The organism is Micromonospora sp. NPDC049051, from assembly GCF_043197575.1.
In the GTDB taxonomy this organism is placed as follows: Bacteria; Actinomycetota; Actinomycetes; order Mycobacteriales; family Micromonosporaceae; genus Micromonospora.
Genome location: NZ_JBICTL010000003.1, coordinates 234340 through 259629, shown reverse-complemented (window position 1 = coordinate 259629; position 25290 = coordinate 234340). Strand labels below are relative to the sequence as shown.

22 protein-coding genes and 1 tRNA gene are annotated in these 25290 nt (G+C 73.7%); 5 read left to right on the top strand and 18 right to left on the bottom strand.

Annotated features, from left to right (window positions below; translation table 11 throughout):
• Positions 1–40: 40 nt before the first annotated feature.
• The 7 genes from selB to ACGFIR_RS13305 form a co-directional block, all read right to left on the bottom strand.
• Entirely contained in the window at positions 41–1804 is a 1764-nt protein-coding gene (gene selB, locus ACGFIR_RS13335) for a selenocysteine-specific translation elongation factor (RefSeq protein WP_393145044.1), read from the bottom strand.
• 3 nt (positions 1805–1807) lie between these two features.
• Positions 1808–3112, bottom strand: a complete 1305-nt coding sequence (selA, locus tag ACGFIR_RS13330; protein ID WP_393145042.1) for an L-seryl-tRNA(Sec) selenium transferase — start codon at positions 3110–3112, stop codon at positions 1808–1810.
• 19 nt (positions 3113–3131) lie between these two features.
• Positions 3132–3227: transfer RNA gene (locus tag ACGFIR_RS13325), tRNA-Sec, on the bottom strand.
• A 43-nt stretch (positions 3228–3270) separates the two neighbouring features.
• The gene (nrfD, locus tag ACGFIR_RS13320; protein WP_393145040.1) at positions 3271–4260 is read right to left on the bottom strand and encodes an NrfD/PsrC family molybdoenzyme membrane anchor subunit; all 990 of its coding nucleotides are present in this window, start codon (positions 4258–4260) and stop codon (positions 3271–3273) included.
• Positions 4257–5177, bottom strand: coding sequence for a 4Fe-4S dicluster domain-containing protein (locus ACGFIR_RS13315; RefSeq protein WP_393145038.1), 921 nt, complete (start codon positions 5175–5177; stop codon positions 4257–4259). The genes nrfD and ACGFIR_RS13315 overlap by 4 nt, the downstream gene beginning before the upstream one ends.
• The gene (gene fdh, locus ACGFIR_RS13310) at positions 5167–8466 is read right to left on the bottom strand and encodes a formate dehydrogenase (RefSeq protein ID WP_393145036.1); all 3300 of its coding nucleotides are present in this window, start codon (positions 8464–8466) and stop codon (positions 5167–5169) included. Before fdh ends, ACGFIR_RS13315 begins: the two co-directional genes overlap by 11 nt.
• Before the next feature lie 452 nt (positions 8467–8918).
• A complete protein-coding gene (locus ACGFIR_RS13305) occupies positions 8919–9515 on the bottom strand; it encodes a hypothetical protein (RefSeq protein WP_393145034.1) in 597 nt (198 codons plus the stop codon).
• A gap of 982 nt (positions 9516–10497) precedes the next feature.
• Here ACGFIR_RS13305 and ACGFIR_RS13300 point away from each other — a divergent pair.
• Together ACGFIR_RS13300 and ACGFIR_RS13295 are read left to right on the top strand one after the other, a co-directional pair.
• The gene (locus ACGFIR_RS13300; protein WP_393145032.1) at positions 10498–10839 is read left to right on the top strand and encodes a hypothetical protein; all 342 of its coding nucleotides are present in this window, start codon (positions 10498–10500) and stop codon (positions 10837–10839) included.
• Positions 10836–11495, top strand: a complete 660-nt coding sequence (locus ACGFIR_RS13295; RefSeq protein WP_393145030.1) for a nucleotidyl transferase AbiEii/AbiGii toxin family protein — start codon at positions 10836–10838, stop codon at positions 11493–11495. Before ACGFIR_RS13300 ends, ACGFIR_RS13295 begins: the two co-directional genes overlap by 4 nt.
• A gap of 215 nt (positions 11496–11710) precedes the next feature.
• Here the strand turns inward: ACGFIR_RS13295 and ACGFIR_RS13290 are convergent, their stop codons facing one another.
• Positions 11711–12613, bottom strand: coding sequence for an SDR family oxidoreductase (locus ACGFIR_RS13290; protein ID WP_393145028.1), 903 nt, complete (start codon positions 12611–12613; stop codon positions 11711–11713).
• 212 nt (positions 12614–12825) lie between these two features.
• On the opposite strand from ACGFIR_RS13290, the gene ACGFIR_RS13285 reads away from it, so the two are divergent.
• Positions 12826–14616, top strand: a complete 1791-nt coding sequence (locus tag ACGFIR_RS13285; protein WP_393145026.1) for a bifunctional metallophosphatase/5'-nucleotidase — start codon at positions 12826–12828, stop codon at positions 14614–14616.
• 171 nt (positions 14617–14787) lie between these two features.
• On the opposite strand, the gene ACGFIR_RS13280 is transcribed toward ACGFIR_RS13285, so the two are convergent.
• Both ACGFIR_RS13280 and ACGFIR_RS13275 read right to left on the bottom strand, forming a co-directional pair.
• Entirely contained in the window at positions 14788–14979 is a 192-nt protein-coding gene (locus ACGFIR_RS13280) for a hypothetical protein (protein WP_393145024.1), read from the bottom strand.
• A 180-nt stretch (positions 14980–15159) separates the two neighbouring features.
• Positions 15160–16290 (bottom strand): geranylgeranyl reductase family protein, encoded by a 1131-nt coding sequence (locus ACGFIR_RS13275; RefSeq protein WP_393145022.1) that lies wholly within the window; start codon positions 16288–16290, stop codon positions 15160–15162.
• A 149-nt stretch (positions 16291–16439) separates the two neighbouring features.
• On the opposite strand from ACGFIR_RS13275, the gene ACGFIR_RS13270 reads away from it, so the two are divergent.
• On the top strand, positions 16440–16676 hold the full coding sequence (locus tag ACGFIR_RS13270; protein ID WP_132239717.1) for a hypothetical protein: 237 nt from the start codon (positions 16440–16442) through the stop codon (positions 16674–16676).
• 85 nt (positions 16677–16761) lie between these two features.
• Entirely contained in the window at positions 16762–18198 is a 1437-nt protein-coding gene (locus ACGFIR_RS13265) for an MFS transporter (RefSeq protein WP_393007595.1), read from the top strand.
• A 116-nt stretch (positions 18199–18314) separates the two neighbouring features.
• Here the strand turns inward: ACGFIR_RS13265 and ACGFIR_RS13260 are convergent, their stop codons facing one another.
• The 8 genes from ACGFIR_RS13260 to ACGFIR_RS13225 all read right to left on the bottom strand — a co-directional run bounded on the left by ACGFIR_RS13260 (position 18315) and on the right by ACGFIR_RS13225 (position 25238).
• A complete protein-coding gene (locus ACGFIR_RS13260) occupies positions 18315–18902 on the bottom strand; it encodes a hypothetical protein (RefSeq protein WP_393145020.1) in 588 nt (195 codons plus the stop codon).
• 773 nt (positions 18903–19675) lie between these two features.
• Positions 19676–20383, bottom strand: a complete 708-nt coding sequence (locus tag ACGFIR_RS13255; RefSeq protein WP_393145018.1) for a hypothetical protein — start codon at positions 20381–20383, stop codon at positions 19676–19678.
• A 211-nt stretch (positions 20384–20594) separates the two neighbouring features.
• The gene (locus ACGFIR_RS13250; RefSeq protein WP_393145016.1) at positions 20595–20726 is read right to left on the bottom strand and encodes a hypothetical protein; all 132 of its coding nucleotides are present in this window, start codon (positions 20724–20726) and stop codon (positions 20595–20597) included.
• Between the two features lie 47 nt (positions 20727–20773).
• Entirely contained in the window at positions 20774–21244 is a 471-nt protein-coding gene (locus ACGFIR_RS13245) for a VOC family protein (RefSeq protein ID WP_393145014.1), read from the bottom strand.
• Positions 21245–21383: 139 nt separating this feature from the next.
• Positions 21384–22013: an MBL fold metallo-hydrolase gene (locus tag ACGFIR_RS13240; RefSeq protein WP_393145012.1), complete on the bottom strand. Its 630-nt coding sequence runs from the start codon at positions 22011–22013 to the stop codon at positions 21384–21386.
• The gene (locus ACGFIR_RS13235) at positions 22013–23098 is read right to left on the bottom strand and encodes an S-(hydroxymethyl)mycothiol dehydrogenase (RefSeq protein ID WP_393145010.1); all 1086 of its coding nucleotides are present in this window, start codon (positions 23096–23098) and stop codon (positions 22013–22015) included. Before ACGFIR_RS13235 ends, ACGFIR_RS13240 begins: the two co-directional genes overlap by 1 nt.
• Before the next feature lie 185 nt (positions 23099–23283).
• The gene (locus ACGFIR_RS13230) at positions 23284–24573 is read right to left on the bottom strand and encodes a nitrate/nitrite transporter (RefSeq protein ID WP_393145008.1); all 1290 of its coding nucleotides are present in this window, start codon (positions 24571–24573) and stop codon (positions 23284–23286) included.
• A 2-nt stretch (positions 24574–24575) separates the two neighbouring features.
• Positions 24576–25238: a GntR family transcriptional regulator gene (locus ACGFIR_RS13225; protein WP_393145006.1), complete on the bottom strand. Its 663-nt coding sequence runs from the start codon at positions 25236–25238 to the stop codon at positions 24576–24578.
• Between the last annotated feature and the right edge of the window lie 52 nt (positions 25239–25290).

Genomic DNA, 25290 nt, shown 5'->3' with positions numbered 1-25290 from the left:
GGCGTCACGCTAGGCGACCGCCGGCCCCACCGGGGCGGCTTCAGGACCCGGCCGTGACCACGACCCGCGCGTCGTCGGGCAGCCGCCGGGTGGCGCCGCGACGGTCCAACAGCTCCAGCAGCGGCACCGCCACCCGGCGGGTGGTGTCCAGCGCCTGCCGGGCGGCGCTGAGCGTGAACGGCTGGGGCAGCCCGGCCAGCACCCGTACGGCGTCGTCGACCGCCCCGGGCAGCAGCACCACGTTCTCGGCGAGACGCAACAGCGCCCCCGCGCGGACGGCCGCGCCGATCTCCCGGGGACCCAGCCCCAGGTCGGCGAGGCGGTCGGCCTCGGGGGCCCGGAACGGACGGTCGGCGTACTCGGCGCGGACCCGGGCCACGGCCCGCGCCACCGGTTCCGGCAACGCGTCGGCCGCCGACGCGGTGACCCGACCGGCGCGCAGCCGCAGCGGCGGCCGGACCAGCGCCTCCACCAGCGCCCGCTCGGGCAGGTCGAGGCGCTGGCGCAGCACCTCCACCGGCGCACCCGGCTCCAGCGGGTGCTCCCGGGCGTGCCGGGCGACCTCCTCCACCAGCCGGACGCCGAGGGCCCGCCAGTGCTCCGGGTCGGCCAGCCAGTCGCCGGCGACCGGCCGGGCCGTGACCTCGACGCCGGTGCGCAGCAGGTCGGCGGCCCGCGCCAGCCGCCGCCGACGCAGCTCGCCGGCCAGGTCCGGTCGGCCGTCCACCGTCGCCAGCACCCGCGCGCGGGCGGCGGCCGCGCCCCGGCGGGTCAGCGGCGGCGGCGCGACGTCCAGCACGGTCACCCCGCCCGCGACGTGGTGGCGGCCCGGGTCACGCAGCAACGCCCGGTCCCCCACCAGCAGCGGCAGCGGCCGGGCCAGCCGCAGCCGGGCGGTGTCCGGGCCGAGTGGCCGCACCCGCGCCGGCACCGCCGCCGCGCCGACGTGCAGGGTGAGCGTGGCCGGCAGTTCCGCGGCCGGGTCGCCGGCCAGCCGGACGTCCAGCAGGTCCGTGCGGTGGAACCGGCCGGGAGTGAGTAGCGCGTCGCCGCGCCCCAGCCGCTCGCGGGGCGTGCCGCGCAGGTTCACCGCCACCCGGGCGACGGCGGCGACCTCGGCACGCCCCGCGCCGAGGGACTGCAGGCCGCGTACCCGCACCGGCTCCGCACTCGCGGCGAGCTCCAGCTCGTCGCCCACCCACAGCCGCCCGGCGCCGAGGGTGCCGGTCACCACGGTGCCAGCGCCCCGGACGGTGAAGGCGCGGTCCACCCACAGCCGCACCGGCACGTCGGCGCGCGGGACGGGCAGCCGGGCGGCGAGCCGGTCCAGCGCCACGCGCAGCTGCGGCAGGCCGGCGCCGGTCACCGCGCTGACAGCGACCGCGTCGACGGCGCCGAGGCAGGTGGCGGCCAGCTCCGCCCGCGCCCGGGCCGTCGCCGGCCCCGGGTCCGCCAGGTCCGCGCGGGTCACCACCAGCAGGCCGTACGTCACCCCGAGCGCGTCCAGTGCCGCCAGGTGCTCGGCCGACTGCGGCATCCAGCCCTCGTCGGCGGCGACCACGACCAGCGCGGCGGGCACCGGGCCGGCGCCGGCGAGCATGTTCGGGACGAACCGCTCATGGCCGGGCACGTCGACGAACGCGACCGTCCCGCCCGAGGGCAGCGTGGTCCACGCGAAGCCGAGGTCGATGGTCATGCCCCGGCGGCGTTCCTCGGCCCACCGGTCGGGTTCCATCCCGGTCAGCGCCCGGACCAGGGTCGACTTGCCGTGGTCGACGTGCCCGGCGGTGGCCACCACCAGCACGGCTCAGTCCTCGCCGGGCACGCGCAGCACGGCGGCACGCACCGCCGCGTCGGCGTCGGCGGGCACGCAGCGCAGGTCCAGCAGCAGCCGGCCGCGCACCACCCGGCCGAGCACCGGCGGGTCGCCCACGCGCAGCGGCTGCGCGTACCGCTCAGGCAGGGCGAGCGCCCACGACGCCAGCTCGACGCCCGGTGCCCCGCCGCCGCCGACGACCGCCCCGGCCGGCACCACCTCCGCCGTGCGCCCGGCGGCGGCGAGGGCGTCGCGCAGCCGCTCCGTGCGGGCCCGCAGCGCCGCCGGGTCGGCGTGCAGCGCGGCCCGCGTGGGGGTGGCCGGGTCGCCGAGGGTGGCGGCCAGCGCGGCGAGGGTCAGCTTGTCCACCCGCAACGCCCGCGCGAGGGGGTGCCGGCGCAGCCGCTCGACCAGGTCGGCCGCGCCGAGCAGCAGGCCGGCCTGCGGCCCGCCGAGCAGCTTGTCGCCGCTGGCGGTGACCAGCGCCGCGCCGGCCCGCAGGGTGGAGGCGGCGTCCGGCTCGGCCGGCAGCAGCGGGTCCGGCGCGAGCAGCCCGGAACCGATGTCGGCGACGACCGGGACGCCGAGCGTGGCCAGCGCCCGTACGGGCACGGCGGAGGTGAAGCCGGTGACCTGGAAGTTCGACGGGTGCACCTTGAGCACGAAGCCGGTACGGGGACCGATCGCGGCGGCGTAGTCGTCGAGCGTGGTGCGGTTGGTGGTGCCGACCTCCCGCAGCCGGGCGCCGGTGCTCTCCAGCAGGTCGGGCAGGCGGAACCCGTCGCCGATCTCCACCAGCTCGCCCCGGCTCACGACGATCTCGGCGTCGGCGGCCAGCACGGTGGCGGCCAGCACCAGCGCGGCGGCGCCGTTGTTGACCACGTGCACCGCGCCCGCGTCGGGCACCGCCGCCGCGAGGGCGTCGAGGGCGTCGCGTCCACGCCGGGCCCGCCGCCCGGTACGCAGGTCCAACTCGACGTCGGTGTGCCCGGCGGCGGCGCCGACCGCCGCGACGGCGGCCGGCGACAGCGCGGCGCGACCCAGGTTCGTGTGCAGCACCACCCCGGTGGCGTTGAGCACCGCCCGGGGCGCCGACGCCGGCAGGCCGGCCAGCGCGGCGTCGCGTACCGCCTCGGGGGCGATCTCGCCCCGGCGGGCCCGCTCCTGGGCGCCGTGGACGGCGGCCTTGACCCGGGCCCGGCCCAGGGTGCCCACGGCGGCGGCCAGCCGGGGGTCGGCGAGCAGCGCGTCGGTGCGCGGCACCCGCCGGCGCGCATCGGCCGCGACGTCGCCCATGGTCCCCTCTTCCGCAGCGTGGCGGAGACGGACGGGAATCGAACCCGCCTGGCCCGGATCCCGGACCACACCGGTTTTGAAGACCGGGAGGGGCACCAGCCGCCTGAACGCCTCCACGCAGCAGTGAACCACAGGCCCGGCGGGCGGGCGCGGGCAGCTCAGCCCTCGACGGCGCGCCGCCGCTGGACGCGCTCACGCTGCGGCACCACCGTGTACTTCGGATCCTTCGCCGAGGCGACGCCGCCGTGGAAGATACCGAAGCGGGTCGCCACCGAGGCACCCAGCAGGGCCGCCCCGGACAGCGCGGAGAGCGCCCGGCTGCGCCGGCCCAGCAGCGCCCCGGCCACCCCGAGGGCGGTCAGGGCCCGCCCGGCGCGCAGCAGCCGACCGGCGGACCCGGTGCGGTAGGGCTCGCTGAGCAACCCCAGCCGGGTCTCGACGCGGTGTGCGCCGTACAACTCCAGGGCCGCGCCCGCCACCGCCATGCGGCGGGCGGGCCCGGCCTGCGCGACCGGCGCGGCGATCAGACCGACGCCGGCGCCGCTGGCCAGGGCGCTGCCCGCGAAGATGGTCGGCAACTCCGGGTACGCCTCGTGCCACGACGGCACCGCCGTGTCGGCCAGCAGCACCCCCGTGTACGTGGCCAGCGCCGGCGCGGTCGCCGCGGCGGCCAGCCCGGCGGCGTGCCCCACGGGCGGCAGCAGCCGACGGGCGAGCCCGAACGGGCCCCGCTCGGGCAGCCACGCCGCGCCCTCGGCGACCGCCGCGACGCCGGCGGCCGGGCCGAACGCGCCGAGGATCCAGGTGCCCACGGACATGGGCGAGGTGGGCTTGGCCACCCGCAGCATGTGGTGGAACCGGGCGGGCCGCCCCAGGTCCCTGATCAGGAAGACGGTGCTGGCCGTGACCGCCGCCAGCGAGGTGACCCGGCCGGCGCGGCGCAGCGCGGGCCGACCGGTGAGCTGCCCGCCCGCCGCCAGCAGCGACGAGCCGGCGGCCAGCCCACCGGTGAACAGGTACGCGGCGATGTCCCACTTCCAGACGGGCGGCTTGAGGATGGGCCGGCCGTAGTAGGAGGTGAACTCGGCCTCCGGCACCCGGAGTTCCTCGCCGCCGCGCCGCCCGCGCCCGCCACGCTCCTGAGTCACGAGGAACCTCCCACGAACGCGGCCACGGCCGCCGCCGCCATCGCCAGGGCGGCCAGGCCGGCCCGCTTCCACATCTTCGGCAGGTCCCGGGTGGTGACCACCGGGTCCGGCGGCAGCCCGTACACCTCCGGCTCGTCGAGCAGCAGGAAGAACGCGCCGTCGCCGCCGACCCCGTCGTCCGGGTCGTGCCCGTAGAGCCGCGCCTCGGGCACGCCCCGCTCGTGCAGCGTCGCCACCCGGGCCGCGGCCCGCTCCCGCAGCTCGTCGAGAGGGCCGTACTGGATGGACTCGGTCGGGCACGCCTGCGCGCAGGCGGGGGTCTGCCCGGCGCCGATCCGGTCGTAGCACAGCGTGCACTTCCACGCCCGGCCGTCGCCCTTGCGCTGGTCGATGACCCCGTACGGGCAGGCGGAGATGCAGTAGCCGCAGCCGTTGCAGATGTCCTCCTGCACCACCACCGTGCCGAACTCGGTGCGGAACAGCGAGCCGGTGGGGCAGACGTCGAGGCAGGCCGCGTGGGTGCAGTGCTTGCAGACGTCGGACATCATCAGCCACCGGAAGTCGGAACGGCCCTCCGCGCCCCCGGCGCGCCCCGGCGGCTGCGCCCCCGGCATCCCCAGGAACTCCGGCTCGGCAGTGCGGCCCGACGGGCGCCCGGCCGGGCGGGGCTGTTCGACGAACGCCACATGCCGCCACGAGTTCGCGGTCAGCGCGCCGGTGTTGTCGTACGACATGCCGAGCAGGTCCAGCCCCGAGCCGGGGACGTCGTTCCACTCCTTGCAGGCCACCTCGCACGCCTTGCAGCCGATGCAGACGCTGGTGTCGGTGAAGAAACCCATCCGGGGCGGAGCGTCGGTCCAGCCCGCCTCCGGGGCCGGATCGAGCGGCCCGGACAGGCTGTTCGGGTCAGGAAGCATCGCGGCCCTCCCCGGCGCCGTCGGCGGGGGCAGGCGGGGCGGACACCCCCGGGGTGAGCGTCGGGGGCGGGTGGCCGGCGACGATCCCCGCCCGCCGCTGGTAGTCGGCCACCAGCTCCAGCAGGGCCGCTCCGGTGGGCCGCCGCCCCGGACGCACGTCACAGGTACCGATCTTGCTCTCCTGGATCAGCACGTTCGGGTCCAGGGTGATCCCGAACAGGTCGTTGGCCGAGTCGCCGGTCACCAGGCCCTCGAACCCGAAGTGGTACGGCAGCCACACCTGGTGGATGACGCGCCCGTCCACCCGCAGCGGGCGCAGCCGGTCGGTGACCAGCACCTTCGCCTCGATCACCGCCCGGCCGCTGACCAGGTGCGCCCAGCCCAGGTGCGCCAACCCCACCTCCGCGGCCAACTGCGGGGACACCTCGACGAACATCTCCGGTTGCAGCTCCGCCAGGGGCCGCACCGTACGGCTCATCCCGCCCGCCGTGTGGTGCTCGGTGAGCCGGCTGACCGTGAACACGTACGGGAAGACCTGACTGTGCTCCTGCGGCGGGCTCGGGTTCACCGAGTTCACCGGGTGCGCGTACACCTTGCGGGTGGGGTTGGCCTGCTGCCGGTAGAGCGGGTTGCGCACCGGCGACTCCGCCGGCTCGTAGTGCGTCGGCAGCGGGCCGTCCAGCACACCGCTGGGCGCGTACAACCAGCCCTTGCCGTCGCCCTGCATGACGAACGGGTCGTCGCCGGCGATCCCCTCCGGGCCGGACGCGCCCCGCGGCGGCCGGTACGTCGGCGGCTTCGTCCGCTCGAAGTCCGGCACGTCGTAACCGGTCCACTGCCCGGCGTCCGGGTCCCACCAGACGTAACGCTTGCGTTCGCTCCACGGCCGGCCCTGCGGATCGGCGGAGGCGCGGTTGTAGAGCATGCGCCGGTTCGCCGGCCACGCCCAGCCCCACTCGGCGGCCACCCAGTCCTGCTCGTGGCGGGACCTGCGCCGCGCCGCCTGGTTGACGCCGTCGGCGTACACCCCGGAGTAGATCCAGCAGCCGAGGGCGGTCGAGCCGTCGTCGCGGGCCTCGGCGAACCCGGACAGCGGCCGGCCGGTCGCCACCTCGTACCCGTTGATCTCGCGCAGCACCGCCTCGGCGCTCGGCTCCGCGTGCGGACCGTGCGTGGGGTAGTCCCAGGCCAGGTCGAGCAGCGCCCGGTCGCGCGGCAGGTCGGAGCCGGCCAGCTTCTCCCGCAGCCGCAGCCCGAGGTGGTAGAAGAACCACAGCTCGGAGCGCGCGTCGCCCGGCGGGTCGACGGCCTTCTCGCGCCACTGCAACAGCCGCTGGGTCTGCGTGAACGTGCCCTCCTTCTCCACGTGCGAGGCGGCCGGCAGGAAGAACACCTCCGTCCGGCACTGCTCCGGCACGATCTCGCCCGTGGCGACCTCGGGGCTGTTACGCCAGAACGTGGCGCTCTCGATCATGAACAGGTCGCGGACCACCAGCCAGTCGAGGTTGGCCATGCCGAGGCGCTGCGCCCGACCGTGCGCCGAACCCACCGCCGGGTTCTGGCCGAGCAGGAAGTAGCCCCGCACCTTCCCGTCGATCATGTTCAGCACCTGCTGGTACGTCCCGTGGTCGCCGGTCATCCGGGGCAGGTGGCCGTAACAGAAGTCGTTCTCCGGCGTCGCCGCGTCCCCCCAGTACGCCTTCAGCAGGCTCGCCGCGTAGGCGCGGGCGTTGCCCCAGAAGCCCTTCTGCCCGGGGTGGCGGATGCTGTCCACCCACTCGTCGAAGGTGGGGTGGTCGGCGTGGTGCGGCATCGGCAGGTAGCCCGGCAGCAGGTTGAACAGCGTCGGGATGTCGGTGGAGCCCTGGATGCTGGCGTGCCCGCGCAGCGCCAGGATCCCCCCGCCGGGGCGGCCCATGTTGCCCAGCAGCAACTGGATGATCGCGCCCGTCCGGATGTACTGCACGCCCACGCTGTGCTGCGTCCACCCCACCGAGTAGATCAGCACGCCGGTACGCTCCCGGCCGGAGTTCTCCGTCCAGGCCCGCGCGAACTCCAGGAACTTCTCGCGCGGGATGCCACAGACCCGCTCCACCATCTCCGGGGTGTAGCGGGCGAAGTGCCGCTTCAGGATCTGGTAGACGCAGCGCGGATGCTGCAACGTCTCGTCCCGTTCCACGCTGCCACCCACCTCGGCGCCGTGCGACTCGTGGCGCAGCCCGGCGGCGGTGTCCCGCTCCTTCGCCGTGTGCCCGCTGCCGGAGTCGGACTCGTGGCCCGCGTACTGCCACGAGTCCTGCACGTAGCTGCCCGTCTCCGGGTCGAACCCGGAGAAGAAGCCGTCGCCGTCCTCGGTGTCGACGAACCGCTCGCTGACGATCGTCGCGGCGTTCGTGTACGCCAGCACGTACTCCCGGAAGTCCAGTTCGTTCTCCAGGATGTGGCGCACCACGCCACCGAGGAACGCGATGTCGGAGCCCGCGCGGATCGGCAGGTAGGAGTCGGCCAGGGCGCTCGTGCGGGTGAACCGCGGGTCGACGTGAAAGACCTTGGCGCCGCGCCGCTTGGCCTCCATCACCCACTGGAAGCCCACCGGGTGGGCCTCGGCCATGTTCGAGCCCTGGATGACGATGACGTCAGCGTTGGCGACGTCCTGCTGGAAGTCCGTCGCGCCACCGCGACCGAAGCTGGCCCCCAGACCGGGGACGGTGGCGGAGTGTCAAATGCGCGCCTGGTTCTCGATCTGGAGCGCCCCCATCGCCGTGAACAGCTTCTTGATGAGGTAGTTCTCCTCGTTGTCCAGCGTCGCCCCGCCCAGGCTGGAGATGCCCAGCGTGCGGTTCAGCGGCCGGCCCTCGGTGTCGATGTCCTCCCAGGTCTCGGCACGGGCGGCGAGGATCCGGTCGGCGATCATGTCGAGCGCGACGTCGAGCTCCAGATCCTCCCACTCGGTGGCGTACGGCCGCCGGTAGCGGACCTTCGTCTGCCGCAGCGGGCTGGTGACGAGGCTCTTGCTGGCGGACCCCTTCGGGCAGAGCCGCCCCCGGGAGATCGGGCTGTCCGGGTCGCCCTCGATCTGGGTGACCTCGCCGTCGGTGACGTAGACGCGCTGGCCGCAGCCGACCGCGCAGTAGGGGCAGACCGAGCGCGCCACACTGTCGGCGGTCTGGGTGCGGGCGGTTAGCTCCGCCGAGCGGCCGGACTGCGCGGCGGCGCCCCGGCCCAGCGGATCGGTGCCGGTGAGCTGCCGGTAGACCGGCCACCCCTGGATGAAGGTCCGCAGGCCCACGCGCGCGGCACCTCCTCTCCCGGCCCAGTGTGACGTCGCCACCATGAACATAGGCCAGGCCGCGCGGGACCGCGACCCGTGCCGCCCGATCGCCAGCGCCGCCTCACATCGTGTACGCGGCGACGGGCCAGCTGCCGGCCCGACGCGCTCGGCACGGGGACGGCCGTAGGGCGGCTGGGGACAGGAGAGTGCCGCCCCCGGGCCCGGTGGGCTCGGGGGCGGCACTGGTGTCGGTGTGCAGGTCGCCTCTCGGCGAGTGGCGCGACGCGGCTCCAGCCGGACGGTATTCCGCGAAGGCGATTTAGGTGAGGCCCGGGGACACTGGACACACCGACACCTCATTCAACCAGCCGACGGGCCGCGATGTTCCGTCGGCGGCCGGTTCGTGCCGCTGGCCGGCACCCCGGGTTCGGGTGCCGGCCAGCGATCCCCCTTGTGGTGGAAAGTCTGTGTCAGTTGTTCCAGTGCTCGGCGACCAGGTCGGCGGCCATCTGCTCCCACTGGGCGTAGTGGTCCGGGTACGCCGACACCTGCACCGTCTGCGCGGCCTTCGTCAGCGGCATCTCCTGCCACCCGTCGACCTGCTTCAGACCCTTCAGGAACGCCGTCGTCGAGTACTCCGGGTCGGTGATCTGCTCGACCGTGCCCCACCCGCTGGACGGACGCTGCTGGAACAGGCCCTGCGAGTCGTGGTCGTTGCGGTCACCCAGATGACCCAGGTTCTCCAACTTCGACTCCTGCAACGCGGTCGCGATCGACACCACGGCCGCACGCTCGTCCATACCGGCCTTCTTCGTCGCCGCGATGATCGCCTTCACATTGGCCACCTGCTCGTCGGACAGGTCGACCCGCGACTGCGCGCCCTGCACACCATGCGGCACCAACTTGCCCATGTCCGGCTTGTCAGCCTGCACCGCCACGGCGGTGATCGGGGCGGTGGCCTCGACGGGGGCGGTGGAGTCGGCGTGGTTCAGCGGACCGGCGGCCAGACCACCGGCAACAGCCAGACCAGCGATACCCAGAACGCTCTTACGCATGAACGTGTTCATCACAGATGCTCCATTCGGGGGTTGGCACCCACGCACCGAGGGGGATCGGCTTCACACGCGGGTGCAAGCACCGTCAGGCGCCCAATGAACTTCGAAGGGGAACTCCAGCAAGAGACTGGAGGAAAGATCAGATCGGTCACGTCAGCCTGCGGAAACCGGGCTGTCTCGCGGGGCGGGGGGATGCCCTCACGTCGACCGCGACCATGTGTAACCACGACCGGCCCGCCACCATTCCCGGGGATCCCCGCCCGCCGGCTCGAATCGAGGCGGTGTGGTTTCGTTCCCTCGGGCGGATGGCCCCTGCCCGCACGGAACGGGGTTGGCCTTGCTCGGTCGTACGCATGGTGTAACGACCCCGCCCCGGCCACGATTCCGCCCCCACGATGCGGCCGGTCACACCCCCGAACCGGACACCCGCCCTCACAGACCGACGGTGGCGCATAACTGACCAAGTCCAACCAGACACCCGCCCATAGACCGGACAGTCGACGTATCTGGGCCGATGACGGCCCCGCCGAGATCTTGGTAGAAAACGGCCCCTGGAGGGGCACATTCCTACCAAGATCTCGCCAGACCGAGAACTCGGCCGGACCGGGGACAGGGCGCGGTACTCAACCCTGACCCGGAGCCCGAAGCCGAGCCCGGAACTGGGGCCGCCGGGCGGACGCAGCAGTGCGCACCGACGGGGTGTGGCCCGCCGTGCCCGGCGCAGGGATCAAGCCTGACCGCCCGGAGCCGGGTACGGCGGGCCACACCCCCACCACGACGCCGGGCAACCAACACCCAGACGCGCGCGCCGCAAAGCCCCCGACACACGCGCAGAGCCCGTCACGCCAACCGCACCACACCCCGACACCATGGCGCCGCAAGCGCCACGCCCCACCGCAACCCGCCCAAGCGGCACAGCCACGAGAAGCCGAGAGGCAAGCGCAACGGGCAAACCGCGATCCCGAGCGGCCGGACCTGGGGTTACCCTGACAGCATGCAGGCCCTCTCCCCGGCTCCGACCCGCGCGGCCCACCTGGCCCGACCGGGCCGGCCCGCCGTGGTGGCCCGTACCCTCGCCGAGCTGACCGGTCCCACCCGTGGCGTGGTGGAGCTGCCGGTACGGCTGATGTGGAACGCCGACCGCACCTTCGACCTGGGCGATCCGGACGAGCTGCTCTGGATGTACGAGAACGTGTTGCGGGAGACCACCCGCACGGAGGATCTCCGGCTGCTCATCAACGGGCGCATCCTGCGCCGGGTGTGGCGGCTGCTCAACCTGCCCCGGGGCGTACGCCAGGCGTGGGAGAGCCGCCACCGGGGCCTGCGTACGGCGTGAACACCCCGCACCCGCACGAGTTCTACCGAGAGGTTGCCCGGGTGGCGCTGTCCGCCGCGGGGCCGTACCGGTTCGTGCTCGGGGGCGGGGTTGCCTGGGCCGCGCACGGGCTGGTGACCCGCCCGACGGAGGACGTGGACCTGTTCGCGGACGTGGAGGGGGCCGCCGCCGCTGCGGCGGACGGGGTACGGAAGGCCCTGGAAGAGGCCGGGTTCGAGGTGACCGACGCCGATCCCGACAGCGAGCTGGCCGAGCTGTTCGACGGCTTCGACCGGGACCTGAGGGACTTCGTGGTCAGCCGGGACGGGCGGCTCATCCGGCTCAGCCTGGCCCGCCTCGACCGGCACCGCAGCCCGGTGGTGATGGACCTCGGCCCCGTGATGGACGTACGGGACCTGATGGCCAACAAGACCGCTGCCCTGGTCAACCGGCGGGAGGTCCGGGACTACATCGACGTCGCCGCTGCCCTCGAGCACCACGACGTGGCGGAGCTGCTGGAACTGGCCCGGCAGCTCGACCCGGCCCTGGAGGAGGAGGACGTGCGGGCCGCCGGCCGCTACCTGGACCGGCTTCCGGACCGCCGCTTCGCCCGCTACGGCCTGGACCCCGCCGCCGTGGCCCAGGTCCGCACCCGCCTCACCCCCTGGCCCCGCTAACCCGCCCGCGACCCACCGTGGCCGCACCCAGCCGGGCCGATCATGCACTTGTGGTGCCTCACGAGAGCCGCAACTCCCCACCCTCCGCCCACCAGAACTCCATGATCGACCCAGCAGTGCATGATCGACGCGGAGCGGCGGCGCGGGGGCAGGGCGGCGCGGGGCACGGGCTCGGCAGCGCGGAGGACGGGCGCGAGGGCAGCGGCGCGGGTGGGCTACTTTGTGGGGCGGCCGCCCGTGACGCCGAGGATCTCGCCCGTGACGTAGCTGGACTCCTGGGAGGCGAAGAAGACGTACGCCGGGGCCAACTCGGCCGGCTGACCGGGGCGTCCCTCCGGGGTGTCCTGGCCGAACTTCTCGACCTTCTCCTCCGGCATGGTGGCCGGGATCAGCGGCGTCCAGATCGGACCCGGCGCCACCGCGTTCACCCGGATGCCCCGCTGCGCCAGGTCGGCGGCGAGGGCCTTGGTGAAGTTGGCGATCCCCGCCTTGGTCGTGGCGTAGTCCAGCAACTGCGGCGAGGGATCGAACGCCTGGATCGACGACGTGTTGATGATCGCCGAGCCCTCGGCCATGTGCGGCACCGCCGCCCGGCAGAGCCAGAACATCGCGTACAGGTTGGTCTTCAGCACCCGGTCGAACTGCTCGTCGCTGATCCCGAGGATGCCCTCGCCCTGCGCCATCTGGTAGGCCGCGTTGTTGACCAGGATGTCGATGCCGCCGAGGTCCCGCACGGCCCGCTCGATCAACTCCTGGCACTGTCGCTGGTCGGTGATGTCGCCGCGTACGGCGAAGCCCCTGCGGCCGGCCTCCTCGACGAGCCGGACGGTCTCCCGGGCGTCGGCGTCCTCCTCCTCGCCCAGGTAGGAGATGAGCACGTCGGCGCCCTCCCGGGCGTACGCGATGGCGATCGCGCGGCCGATGCCCGAGTCACCGCCGGTGATCAACGCCCGCCGGCCCTCGAGTTTGCCGCTGCCGCGGTACGACTCCTCGCCGTGGTCCGGCTTCGGGGCCATCTCCCGCGTCGAGCCGGGCGGCGTCTGCTGCTGCTTTGGTTGGCCCTCCTGCTGGCCGTACTGGCTCGTGGGGTCCTGCTGGGTGTGCTGGTCCTCGGTCACCGACGTCTCCTCGCGCACCGGTCGGGTCTGGGTCTTCCACCGCCCTACCCCGCGGCGGCAAGCGGAAACAGTGGGCCAGGTGTTACACGGACAGGCCTGTGCGCGCCGGTGTGCTGAAACACCTCGTGCTGCTGTGGCAGGAGTGACGACGGCTCGTTAAGGTGCGCTCGGCGCTCACCGGGCGTCCCGAACCCCCACGGAAGGGCACCTTCATGACCTCTCCCTCCGGCCCGTCGCGTCGCACGGTGCTCGCCGCCGCGGCCGTGGCGGCGAGCGTTCCGCTGATCGCCGCCACCCCCGTCCAGGCGGCCGGCGCGGCCCGGTCGCGGACCTGGGACCTGACGATCCTCGGCACCTCGGACACCCACGGCAACGTCTACAACTGGGACTACTACTCCGACGCCGAGTACGACGACAGCAAGCACAACGACGTCGGCGTCGCCAAGCTGGCCGCCCTGGTCACGCAGATCCGCGCCGAGCGGCGCGGCAAGGCGACGCTGGTGCTCGACGCCGGCGACACCATCCAGGGCACCCCACTGGCCACCTTCTACGCCAAGCAGGAGCCGATCACCACCACCGGTGAGACGCACCCGATGGCCAACGCCATGAACGTGCTCGGCTACGACGCCGTCACGCTGGGCAACCACGAGTTCAACTACGGCCTGCCGCTGCTGGCCAAGTGGATCTCGCAGCTGGGCTTCCCGGCGCTGGCCGCCAACGCCGTCAACGTCGCCACCGGCAAGCCGGCCTTCCTGCCGTACGTCATCAAGAAGGTCTCCGTCGGCTTCGCCGCGCCGCCGCTGCGCGTCGGCATCCTCGGCCTGACCAACCCCGGCAGCGCGATCTGGGACCGGGCCAACGTCGAGGGCAGGCTGCGGTTCGACGACATGATCGCCACCGCCGCGAGGTACGTGCCGATCATGCGGGCGCGCGGCGCCGACATCGTGTTGATCTCCGCCCACGGCGGCGACAGCGGCACCTCCAGCTACGGCCCGGAGCTGCCGATCGAGAACCCGACGGCGCTGATCGCCCAGCAGGTCCCCGGCATCGACGCGATCCTGTTCGGCCACGCCCACGCCGAGGTCGCCGAGAAGTTCGTGACCAACGAGCGCACCGGCGAGCAGGTGCTGCTCACCGAGCCGTCGAAGTGGGGACAGCGACTGAGCCGGATGGACTTCACGCTGACCCGCGAGCGGGGCCGCTGGAAGATCACCAGGAAGACCGCCGCGCTGCTCAACACCAACACCGTGACCGAGGACCCGAAGGTCCTCGCGGCCGTACGGGCGCAGCACCAGAAGACCGTGGCGTACGTGAACCAGGTCGTGGCCCGCTCCACCGTGGAACTCTCGGCGGCCGAGAGCCGGTACAAGGACACCCCGATCCTGGACTTCATCAACCACGTCCAGACCGAGGTCGTCGGGCAGGCGCTGGCCGGCACGTCGTACGCGGACCTGCCGGTGCTGTCGATCGCGGCGCCGTTCAGCCGCACGGCGGTCTTCCCCGCCGGCGACGTGAAGATCCGCGACGTGGCCGGGCTGTACGTCTTCGACAACACCCTCGAAGCGGTCGTGCTCAGCGGCGCCGAGGTGCGCACCTACCTGGAGTACTCGGCGAAGTACTTCCGGACCCTCGCCCCCGGTGCCCCGGTCGACCCGACGACGATCAGCGACCCGGCCGTGCCGGACTACAACTACGACGTCGTCTCCGGCCTCGACTACGACATCGACATCTCCCGGCCGGTGGGCCAGCGCATCACCCGCCTGGTGCTGCCCGGCACCGACACGCCCGTGGCCGACAACGCGCAGTTCGTGGTGGCGGTCAACAACTACCGGCGCAGCGGCGGCGGCAACTTCCCCGGCATCGTGAAGACCCAGGTCTACAACGAGCAGCAGGAGATCCGTCAGCTGCTCATCGACTGGGCGCAGGCCAGGGGCACCATCGACCCCGCCGACTTCTACCGGCCGAACTGGCGGCTGGTACGCGAGGGCGTCGCGGTCTTCTGATCGAGTGCGCCGGGCGGGCCGGGAGCGCACCGCTCCCGGCCCGCCCGGCGCTTCTCTTCATGAGGGAGATCTGAGTAGCCGAGGTGTCGGCGTGCACACGCCGGCCGTGGCGTCGGCCGGGAGGCCGGGCCGCCTCGACGGTGACCGGTCGAGGCGGCTGCGAGGCGGCCGTCAGGCCCCGTGCCGCAGATCCCACCGGTCCTGCGCGTCGCCGGGGTCCGGCTGATCCCGCCGAGGATCGGTCTCGGTCAGCGCGGTCCGCTCCTCCGGCCGGACCGCGGGCGGCATCTCGCCGAAGCGTACGTGCCGCAGGAAGGTGTAGTCCTCGTCGGTGAACGACGGGCTGGCATGGTCTTCCGCCATCACCGCTCTCCCTCGGCGTAGCTCTGCTGTGGACAGCGTCATTGTCCACCGCCGTGACCGGGCGCACCACCGCTAAGGCATCCTAGGATCCTGGGTGAAAAGGTGGGCCGAGTGGATGCGTCCGGGCACCCGGTATCGCTCGCGCCACCGGCCCGATCGCCACCGGACGGGGTACGGCTTTCAGCGGGCCGGTAACCGGTCCAGCAGCGCCAACGCGGCCCGCACCGGAGCCCGGCGCAACGTCTCGTCGAAGCTCGCCCGCCCCTGGCAGAACCGCACGAACATCCGCCACCCCGGCGGGGTGGCCAGCAACGCGTGGAAGACCCCCGGCCGCCGGTTGAACACGTCGAGCAGCCGGTGCCCGGCGCGCATGGACGGCACCAGGTCCCGCGCGACCGCGCCCTCGTATCCCGTCAGGTCACCGGCGGCCACCGCCGCGCCGGCCAGCTCGCCCGAGCGCAGCGCGTAACTGATCCCCTCGCGGCTCCACGGCTCCAACAGCCCCGCCGCGTCGCCGGCGACCAGGACGCGGCCCCGACGCAGCGGCGAGTCCTCGGCACGGCAACGGGTCAGGTGGCCGGAGTCGTGGGCGGGTTCCACCCCGGAAAGGCCCAGCCGGTCGACGAACCCACGCAGGTAGGCCCTGGTCCGCTCCCCCTCGCCCCGGGCGGCGATGACGCCGACCGTCAGGCGGTCACCCTTGGGGAAGACCCAGGCGTACGAGCCGGGCAGCGGACCCCAGTCCAGCAGGAGGCGGCCCCGCCAGCGGGCCTGCTCCCCCGGCGGCACGGGCAGCTCCAGCTCCAGCCCCAGGTCCACCTGCCGGTGGCGGACACCCACGTGCCGGCCGGTCACGCCCGAGGAGCCGTCCGCCCCGATGACCGCCCGCGCGTGGACCGTCTCGCCGTCGGCGAGCCTGACGCGTACGACGTCGGGGTCCTGCTCGACCGCGCGGACCGCCACCCGCTCGCGGACCTCCGCGCCGGCGGCGACCGCGGCCGCGCGCAGCCGGTCGTCGAACTCCTCGCGGCGCACCATGGCCACCAGCGGACCGCCGCGATGGTGGCGGGTGAAGCGGCGTCGCCCGTCCCGGGTGAACGTCACCCGGTCGACCCGGTCGTGCGCGGGCACCTCGATCCGGTCGGCCACCGCCGCGAGCGAGGTGCCGATCAGCCCGCCTCCGCAGGTCTTGTAGCGCGGATGCGCGGCGCGCTCCAGGACCAGCGTGCGCACCCCCGAGCGGGCTGCGGCGTGGGCGGCGGAGAGCCCGGCGGGGCCGGCGCCGACGACGGCGAGATCCCAGACGATCACTGATGCAGCCTAGGGCAAGCCGCCACGTCCGGCGGCCTCGGCGCGACGGCGGCACCGCCCGATCGGGTGGGCATCTTCGGTCGCCCAGCGGGTAACCGCGCGGCGCAACCGCCCGTACCGGAGGCGGGGCCAGGCGAAGGGGGCAAGCGATGCGGCAGGTGCAGCTGTCGGATGTCGAGGAACGGGTGTACGACGCCGTCGCGGCGCTCGAGGCCCGGGGCCAGGTTCCGTACCCGGACCTGATCGCCGAGGAGGCCGGCCTCACCGAGGAGCAGTTGCGGGCACCACTGCACCAGCTCACGGAGAAGAACCTGTTGCACCGGGAGGACTCGCCGATGGCGGGTCTGGACTTCGGACCAAGGTTCTGTGCCCGCCAGATGGCGTGAGGCGCCGCGCGCCACATGATGGTTCGCCTCCCCGGGATCGGGGCAGCGCCCGGCGGTGCCCGGTCGCTGTTGCGCGGGAGGCGGGATGAGTCCGCCGGACGCGCCACCGGCCGACGCCACCGCGTCGCCGGACGACCGGCGGCGCTGGCGGGCCCTCGGCGTCGGGCTGGTCGCCGCCTTCATGACGCTGCTCGACGTGAGCATCGTCAACGTCGCCATCCCGTCGATGGAGCGCGCCCTCGGTGCCTCCCCCAGCGACCTGCAGTGGGTGCTGTCCGGGTACGCCCTCACGTTCGGGCTGGTGCTGGTCTCCGCCGGGCGCTTCGGTGACGCACGGGGCCGGCGTTCGGCGTTCGTCTTCGGGATCGCCCTGTTCACGCTGGCCAGCGCGCTGGCCGGGCTGGCCGCCTCGCCCGGCTGGCTGATCGCCGCCCGGCTGCTCCAGGGGGCCGCCGCCGGGGTGGTCAACCCGCAGGTCACCGGGCTGATCCAGGAACTCTTCCGGGGACCCGAACGGGGCCGTCCGTTCGGGCTGCTCGGGGCCACCATCGGCGTCTCCACGGCCGTCGGCCCGCTGCTCGGCGGCCTGCTGATCGCCGTCGGCGGCCAGGAGCACGGCTGGCGGTGGGTGTTCTTCGTCAACGTCCCCGTCGGCATCCTCGCGGTGGTCCTCGGCTGGCGGCTGCTCCCCGGTCGCCCGGCGGGCCCGCACGACCGCCGGCGGCTGGACCCCGTCGGGGTGCTGCTGCTCGGCGCCGGCGTGCTGCTCGTGCTGTTGCCGCTGGTGCAGCAGCAGTGGCGGAGCCAGGCGAAGTGGCTGCTCGTGCCGGCGGGGCTGCTCGCCCTGACCGCCTTCGGCGTGTGGGAGCGGTGGTACGCCCGACACCAGGAACCGCTGTTCGACCTCGGGCTCTTCCGCTTCCGGTCGTACCTGCTGGGGGCGCTGATCGCGCTGGTCTACTTCGGCGGGTTCACCGCGATCTTCTTCATCTTCACGCTCTACCTGCAGAACGGTCTCGGCTACAGCGCGCTGGTCGCCGGCCTGGCCGTCACCCCGTTCGCGCTGGGCTCGGCAGCGGCGTCCGCGCTCGGCGGTCGGATCGTCAACCGCTTCGGTCGTCCGCTGGTCGCGGTCGGGCTGCTCATCGTCGTGGTCGGGCTCGTCACGGTGGTCGTCGTGCTGGACCGGGCCCCGCGCGGTGCCGCCGTGCCGTGGCTGACCGCGGCGCCCCTGCTGGTCGCCGGGCTGGGCAGCGGCCTGGTGATCGCGCCGAACCAGACCTTGACGCTGTCCGAGGTGCCGGTACCGCAGGCAGGCAGCGGGGCGGGCATGCTCCAGACGGGCCAGCGGATCGGTTCCGCCGCCGGGATCGCGGCCGTCGGCTCGGTCTTCTTCTCCTCGCTGGCCGCCAGCGGGAACTTCTCCCTGGCCTTCCGGCACTCGCTGCTGCTGGCCGCCGGCGTGATCGCGCTCGCGCTCGTCGCGGCCCTGGTCGACGTCATTCTCGGGCACCGCAGATGACGACGTGCGCTGCTCGGGCACGGCGCGGCCGAGACCGGCGAACGAGTCCGGCATGCCGCTGGCCGGCACCCCGGGTGGGGTACCGGCCAGCGGCATCACTCATTCACGTGCGCGAGTCAGCTGTTCCAGTGCTCGGTCACCAGGTCGGCGGCCATCTGCTCCCACTGGGCGTAGTGATCCGGGTACGCCGACACCTGCACCGTCTGCGCGGCCTTGGTCAGCGGCATCTCCTGCCACCCGTCGACCTGCTTCAGGCCCTTCAGGAACGCCGTCGTCGAGTACTCCGGGTCGGTGATCTGCTCGACCGTGCCCCACCCGCTGGACGGACGCTGCTGGAACAGGCCCTGCGAGTCATGGTCGTTGCGGTCACCCAGATGACCCAGGTTCTCCAACTTCGACTCCTGCAACGCGGTCGCGATCGACACCACGGCCGCACGCTCATCCATACCGGCCTTCTTCGTCGCCGCGATGATCGCCTTCACATTGGCCACCTGCTCGTCGGACAGGTCGACCCGCGACTGCGCACCCTGCACACCATGCGGCACCAACTTGCCCTTGTCGACCGACGGCTTGTCAGCCGCCACCGCCACCGGCACCGACTCCACCACCGGCGCGGCATGCGCGGCAACCGGACCCGCGAACACGCCACCGGCAAACGCCAGACCCGCAACACCAAGAACGCTCTTACGCAGAATCGTGTTCATCACAGATGCTCCATTCGGGGGTCGACACCCACGCACCGAGGGGGATCGGCTACACGCGGATGCAAGCACCGTCAGGCGCCCAACGAACTCAAAGGGGAAACTCCAGCAAGAGACTGGAGAAGATCAGATCGGTCACGCCAGCCTGCGGAAACCGGGCTGTCCCGCGGGGCAGGGGAATGCCCTCACGTCGACCGCGACCATGTGTAACCACGACCGGCCCGCCACCATTCCCCGGGATCCCAGCCCGCCACCTCGATCGAGGCGGTGTGGCCTCGTTCCCTCGGACGATGGCCCCTGCCCGCACGGAACGGGGTTGGCCTTGCTCAGCCGTACGCATGGTGTAACGACCCCGCCCCGGCCACGATTCCACCCCCACGATGCGGCCGGTCACACCCCCGAACCGGACACCCCGCCCACCGGGCAACCCCGACGCCGCGAGCCGCCACCCGGACACCGTGGCCTGAACCGAACGCCGCGCGCGGGACGGAGTCGAGAGCAAAAGCGCTGGGCGACGGCCACCGGTGGAACACCAGGGGGGTCTCCCGGCCCCGGTGACGCCCCTGGTGTTCCACCGGTGGCCTCCGATGGCGGGCGAGCCCGGGCGGGAAGTGGTCTCGTGGGCGGGGCAACTCCGACAGGGCCGGGCTGGCCCACCACGACGAGACGCTGCACCCGGGCTGCCGGCCGGACAGCGGTCCGGAGGCGGGGCGTCGCCGGCACGGACGGGACCGGCCGGCCCCCGGGTGCGGGGGCCGGCCGGTGTCACGCGAACGTCACCAGAGCTGGGCGACGATGTCCGCCGCCTGCTCCTCCCACTGCGCGTACGCGAAGGGGTAGGCCGAGACCTGCACGGTCTGTGCGGCGGAGGTCAGCGGCAGGTCCTGCCAGCCGCCGACGTTCTTGAGCGCCCGGAAGAACGCCTGCGAGGCGTACTCGGGGTCGGTGATCTGGTCGGGCGAACCCCAACCCGACGACGGGCGCTGCTGGAACAGGCCCTGCGAGTCGTGGTCGTTGTATGCCCCGAGGTGGCCGAGGTTGTAGAGCTTCGACTCCTGCAGCGAGGTGGCGATCCCGATGACGGCGCCCCGCTCACCCACGCCGGTCTCCTTGGCCTCCTCGATGATGGCCTTGGCGTTGGCGAGCTGCGCGTCGTCGAGCGGGATGCGCGACTGGGCGCCCTGCACGCCGTGCGGGATGAGTTCCTCGCGGCTGGGCTTCCCGGCGGACGGCTTGGTGGTCGTACCGCCCGTGGTCGGTGCCGACTCCTCGGCCGGGCCCGGCAGGGTCTTGCCGGTGGCCTGCTCGATCGCCGCCACGGCACCCTCGTGGGGCGTGGACGTGACCGGTGCGGCCACGGCCGTCGGCCCCAGCGCGAGGCCACCGAGGGCAGCCACACCCACCACGCTCAGCGCGATCTTGCGGTTCGGATCCTTCGAGTCCTTCGCGATGGCCGGGAGCCATCGAGTGAAGTCGTACTTCACGATGGTTGCCCTTTCGGTCAGGCGAAGCGCTCCTGGATGAGCACTCCTCGGGGGAAATTCCGCGCCGGACGGGGTTTCGGCTCCGGCGGTCTGGGGGACACAACCAGCCGGGCCTGTCGGTCATTCCGGAAATACACCGACCTCGGGCAGCTGCGACCGGGGTCACTCGACGGACCGGACGCAGGGGCACCAACGCCCCGGCCGGAGAGCCTCAGGCCGTACGCGGCGGCACCGAGGCGCAGCGGCGTACCCGCGTCGCGCGGGCGCCGAAGCGGACCAGGACGTGCCAGGGCTGCTTGAGGTGCTGGAGAGTGACGCGTGTCGGCCCTGCGGGACGGCCCACCGAGGCCGCCGCGCAAGCGATCGGGGCGGCGTGGGCCGCCCGCCCGCTCACGCCCTGTCGTCGCGGGTGCCGGGGTCGCCCGGCGCTGCCCCTTCGTCGCCGCCGCGCAGCTCCTGGAAGAGGGTGATCTGGAGGCCCGCCGGGGCGTCGAGGCGCGCGTTGAGCGACTGCCACGGCGTCACCGTGGGTGGGGCGATCTCGGTGGCGCCGGCGGAGATCAGGCGGCGGGTGGCGGCGCGGCTGTCGTCCACCTCGAAGGCCACCCGCAGCTTCGGGGCGACCTGCCGGCCGACCTCCACCTCGTCGATCATCCGCTTCTGCGCCGGGTTGGCGATCTCCAGCGTGGCCCGGCCGGCGTCGAGGATCACCACCCGCGCGTCCCCCTCCCCGGCGAACGCGGCCTGTTCGGGCATGCCCAGCGCGTCCCGGAAGAACGCCACCGCGGCGTCGTAGTCCTCGGCCTCCACCACCAGGCGCAACTGGCGTACGGCGGGAGGGCTGCCGGCGTCGTCCGTCATGTCGGCAGAGCCTAGACGAGCGGTCGCGTCGGCCTGGTCACGGCCCGGCGGCGAGGACAGCCGGGGCGGGTGGGCGACGACACGGCGGCGGCCCGGACAGCCGCTGGACGGCTCCCCGGGCCGCCGCCGGGGCTCGGGATCAGTGCCCCCGGGCCAGCCACTCGTCGAGGTGGGGAGCTTCCACGCCGATGCTGGTGCTCTCCCCGTGCCCGGTGTGCACGACCGTCTCCGGCGGGAGGGTGAGCAGCCGGTCCCGGATCGAGGCGACGATCGTGCCGAAGTCGCTGTACGAGCGTCCCGTCGCCCCCGGCCCGCCGGCGAAGAGCGTGTCGCCGGTGAACACCACGCCGAGCTGCGGCGCGTGGAAACTGCACGCGCCGGGGCTGTGGCCGGGCGTGTGCAGCACGGTCAACGCGGTGCCGGCCACCTCGACGACCTGCCCGTCGCGCAGGTCCCCGCCCGGCGCCTCGTCGGGGTGCACCATGTCCCACAGCACCCGGTCGGCGGGGTGCAGCAGCACCGGCGCGCCGGTGGCCCGGGCCAGCGCCGGGGCCACCCGGACGTGGTCGTCGTGCGCGTGGGTGGCGAGGATCGCCCGGACCCGCCGGTCGCCGACGGCGGCCAGGATCGCGTCGACGTCGTGGGGAGCGTCGACGACGACGCACTCGGTGTCGTCGCCGACCACCCACACGTTGTTGTCGACGTCGAAGGTCTGGCCGTCGAGGGAGAACGTGCCGGAGGTGACGGCGTGGTCGACGCGGGCCGTCATCAGAGCACCACCACCGAGCGCAGCACGTCGCCGCGGTGCATCCGGGCGAACGCCTCCTCGACCTGGTCCAGGGCGATCTCCTCGGTGACGAAGGCGTCCAGGTCGAGCCGGCCCTGCAGGTAGAGCTCGGTGAGCAGGGGGAAGTCGCGGCTGGGCAGGCAGTCGCCGTACCAGCTCGACTTCAGCGCGCCGCCCCGGCCGAAGACGTCCAGCAGCGGCAGGTCGACGGTCATCTCCGGAGTCGGTACGCCCACCAGCACGACGGTGCCGGCGAGGTCGCGGGCGTAGAAGGCCTGCTTCCAGGTCTCGGGGCGGCCGACCGCGTCGATCACCACGTCGGCGCCGAAGCCACCGGTGGCGGCGCGGATCGCCTCGACCGGGTCGTCCTCCCGGGCGTTGACGGTGTGGGTGGCACCGAACTTCCGGGCCCAGTCGAGCTTGCGGGGGTCGGTGTCCACGGCGACGATCGTCGTCGCGCCGGCCAGCGCGGCACCGGCGACCGCCGCGTCGCCGACGCCGCCGCAGCCGATCACGGCCACCGAGTCGCCACGGGTGACCCCGCCGGTGTTCATGGCGGCGCCGAGGCCGGCCATCACGCCGCAGCCGAGCAGCCCGACGGCGGCGGGCCGGGCCGCCGGGTCGACCTTGGTGCACTGGCCGGCGTGCACCAGGGTCTTCTCCGCGAAGGCGCCGATGCCCAGCGCGGGCGTGAGCTCGGTGCCGTCGGTGAGGGTCATCTTCCGCGTGGCGTTGTGGGTGGCGAAGCAGTACCACGGGCGGCCCCGGCGGCAGGCCCGGCACACGCCGCAGACGGCCCGCCAGTTGAGCACCACGAAGTCGCCGGGCGCGACGGTGTCCACGCCCGACCCGACCTGCTCGACGACGCCGGCGGCCTCGTGCCCCAGCAGGAACGGGTAGTCGTCGTTGATGCCGCCCTCCCGGTAGTGCAGGTCGGTGTGGCAGACCCCGCAGGACTGGATGCGTACGATCGCCTCGCCCGGCCCCGGATCCGGCAGCACGATCGTGGTCACCTCGACCGGCGCGCCCTTGCTGCGGGAGATGACTCCCCTGACCTGCTGGCTCACGGTTCCTCCTGATCCACGCCGACGCGTCGCGCCGCCGTCCCGTCGGTGCGCTGACGCGACACCCCGATCACGTTCCTCGGGCGAAACTACCCCGATCGTCGCGGACGATCCGGGGCCGACGGGCGGTTATCCCCGTGACCGGGCGGCCGGGCCTGTCCGGGCGGGCGCCGGGCGCGAGCCGGGGGTCAGGTCGGCGTCGCGGCGGGTGCCCGCGCGGCGAGTTCGCGGCGGGCCGCGTTGCGGTAGCGCAGCACCTGTACCGCGCCGAGCGCCCAGAGGACGTACTGCACGGCGAAGGCCCACCGGAAGGCGGTCAGGTCCGGGGTGGCCTGTCCGGCGGGGGTGGCCAGGTCGAGCACCAGGCCGACGGCCAGCACCAGCACGATCGAGGCGACGAAGCCGCCGACGTTGACGACGCCGGTGGCGCTGCCGATCCGGTTCACCGGGTTGAAGCTGCGCGCGTAGTCGAACCCGATGAGGGAGCCCGGGCCGTTGACGGCGAGCACCAGCACCAGCACCACCAGCAGCCAGGCCGGCGCCCGTCCCGGCCAGGCGAGCACGACGGCCCAGACCGCGGCGGTGGCGCCGGTGATCGCGAAGACCAGCACCGAGCGGTGGAACGGGTGCCGGGCGCAGAGGTGTGCGACCACCGGCCCCATCAGCAGCATGGCGGCGGTCATCAGGGTGAGCAGCGAGGCCGCCGCGGTCGGGCTGAGCCCCTGGCCCTGCACCAGGAAGGGGTACCCCCAGAGCAGGGCGAACACGGCCCCGGAGAACTGGGTGACGAAGTGTGTCCAGAGCCCCAGTCGGGTGCCCGGCGCCGCCCACGCGGCGAGCAGTTCCCGGCGTACGTCGGTGAGGGTGGGCGCCGCGCCGGCCGGGGGCGGTCCGCCCGGGGTGTCCCGGACGGCGACGACGACCATCAGCAGCACGCTCGCCCCGACGGCGGCGGCGGTGAGGAAGGCGGAGGTCCAGCCCGCCCAGTGCAGCAGCGCCACCAGCGGCAGGGCGCCGAGGATCGCTCCGAGCTGGCCGAGCGTGCCGGTGAGCTGGGTCATCATCGGGTAGCGCCGGCCCGGGAACCACAGCGCCACGATGCGCAGCACGCTGATGAAGGTCATCGCGTCGCCGAGCCCGATCAGCACGCGGCCGGCGATCGCCAGGGGCACGTCGGTGGCGAGGGCGAAGCAGAGCTGGCCGGCGACCATCAGCGCGCCGCCGGCGATGAGCAGCAGGCGGGAGCCGAACCTGTCGAGCAGCACCCCCACCGGGACCTGCATCGCCGCGTACACGGCGAGCTGGGCGACGGAGAAGGTGGCCAGCGCCGAGGCGTTGACCTCGAAGCGGTGCGCGGCGTCGACGGCGGTGACGCCGAGCGAGCCGCGGTGGAACACGGCGGCCACGTACGCGGCCACGGCCACGGCCCAGACGAGGCCGGCTCCGGACCGGCGCGCGGAGTCCGGTGCGGTCAGCACCCTCACCGCAGGGCCCGCAGCACGGCCGCGGCGTTGTCGATGTGCGCGGCGACGGCGGCGAGCCAGCGCCGGGGGTCGTCGGAGTCGAGCGCCGCGACCTGCTCGGCGTGCTCGGTGAGCGCCGTCTCGGCCCAGCCGGGCGAGAGCCGGAAGCTGGCCTCGCCCATCCGCAGTTGCCGGTCGCGCAGCCGCTGGTACAGCTCGGCGAGGATCTCGTTGCCGGCCGCGTCCACCACGGTGGCGTGGAAGGCCCGGTCGGCCAGCATCAGCGCGGTCAGGTCGCCGGCGGCGTGCGCGTCGCGCATCTCGGCCAGCCGGGCGGCGAGGTCGCCCCGCAGCGCCGTACGCCGGGGCCAGACCCGCTCGGCGGCGTGCAGCTCGACCAGCCGCCGCGCCTCGATCACGTCGTTGATCTCCCGGGCGGAGACCGGGCGGATCAGCGCGCCCCGCTTGGGATAGAGCCGGACCAGTCCCTCCGCCTCCAGGCGCAGCAGCGCCTCCCGGACGGGGGTGCGGGAGACCCCGGTGGCGTCGGCGATCTCCCCCTCGCTGATCAGCGAGCCGCCCGGGTGGATCTGCTCCAGGATCTCGCGCTTGAGGTGCCGGTAGGCCCGCTCGGCGGCCGAGGGCGCGGCCGTCCGGCTTACCGGGGAGGGATGCGTCATGTATCTATGGTGGGTCGGCCGCCCGGGCGTGCCCCCGCGCCCCCGCCGGACG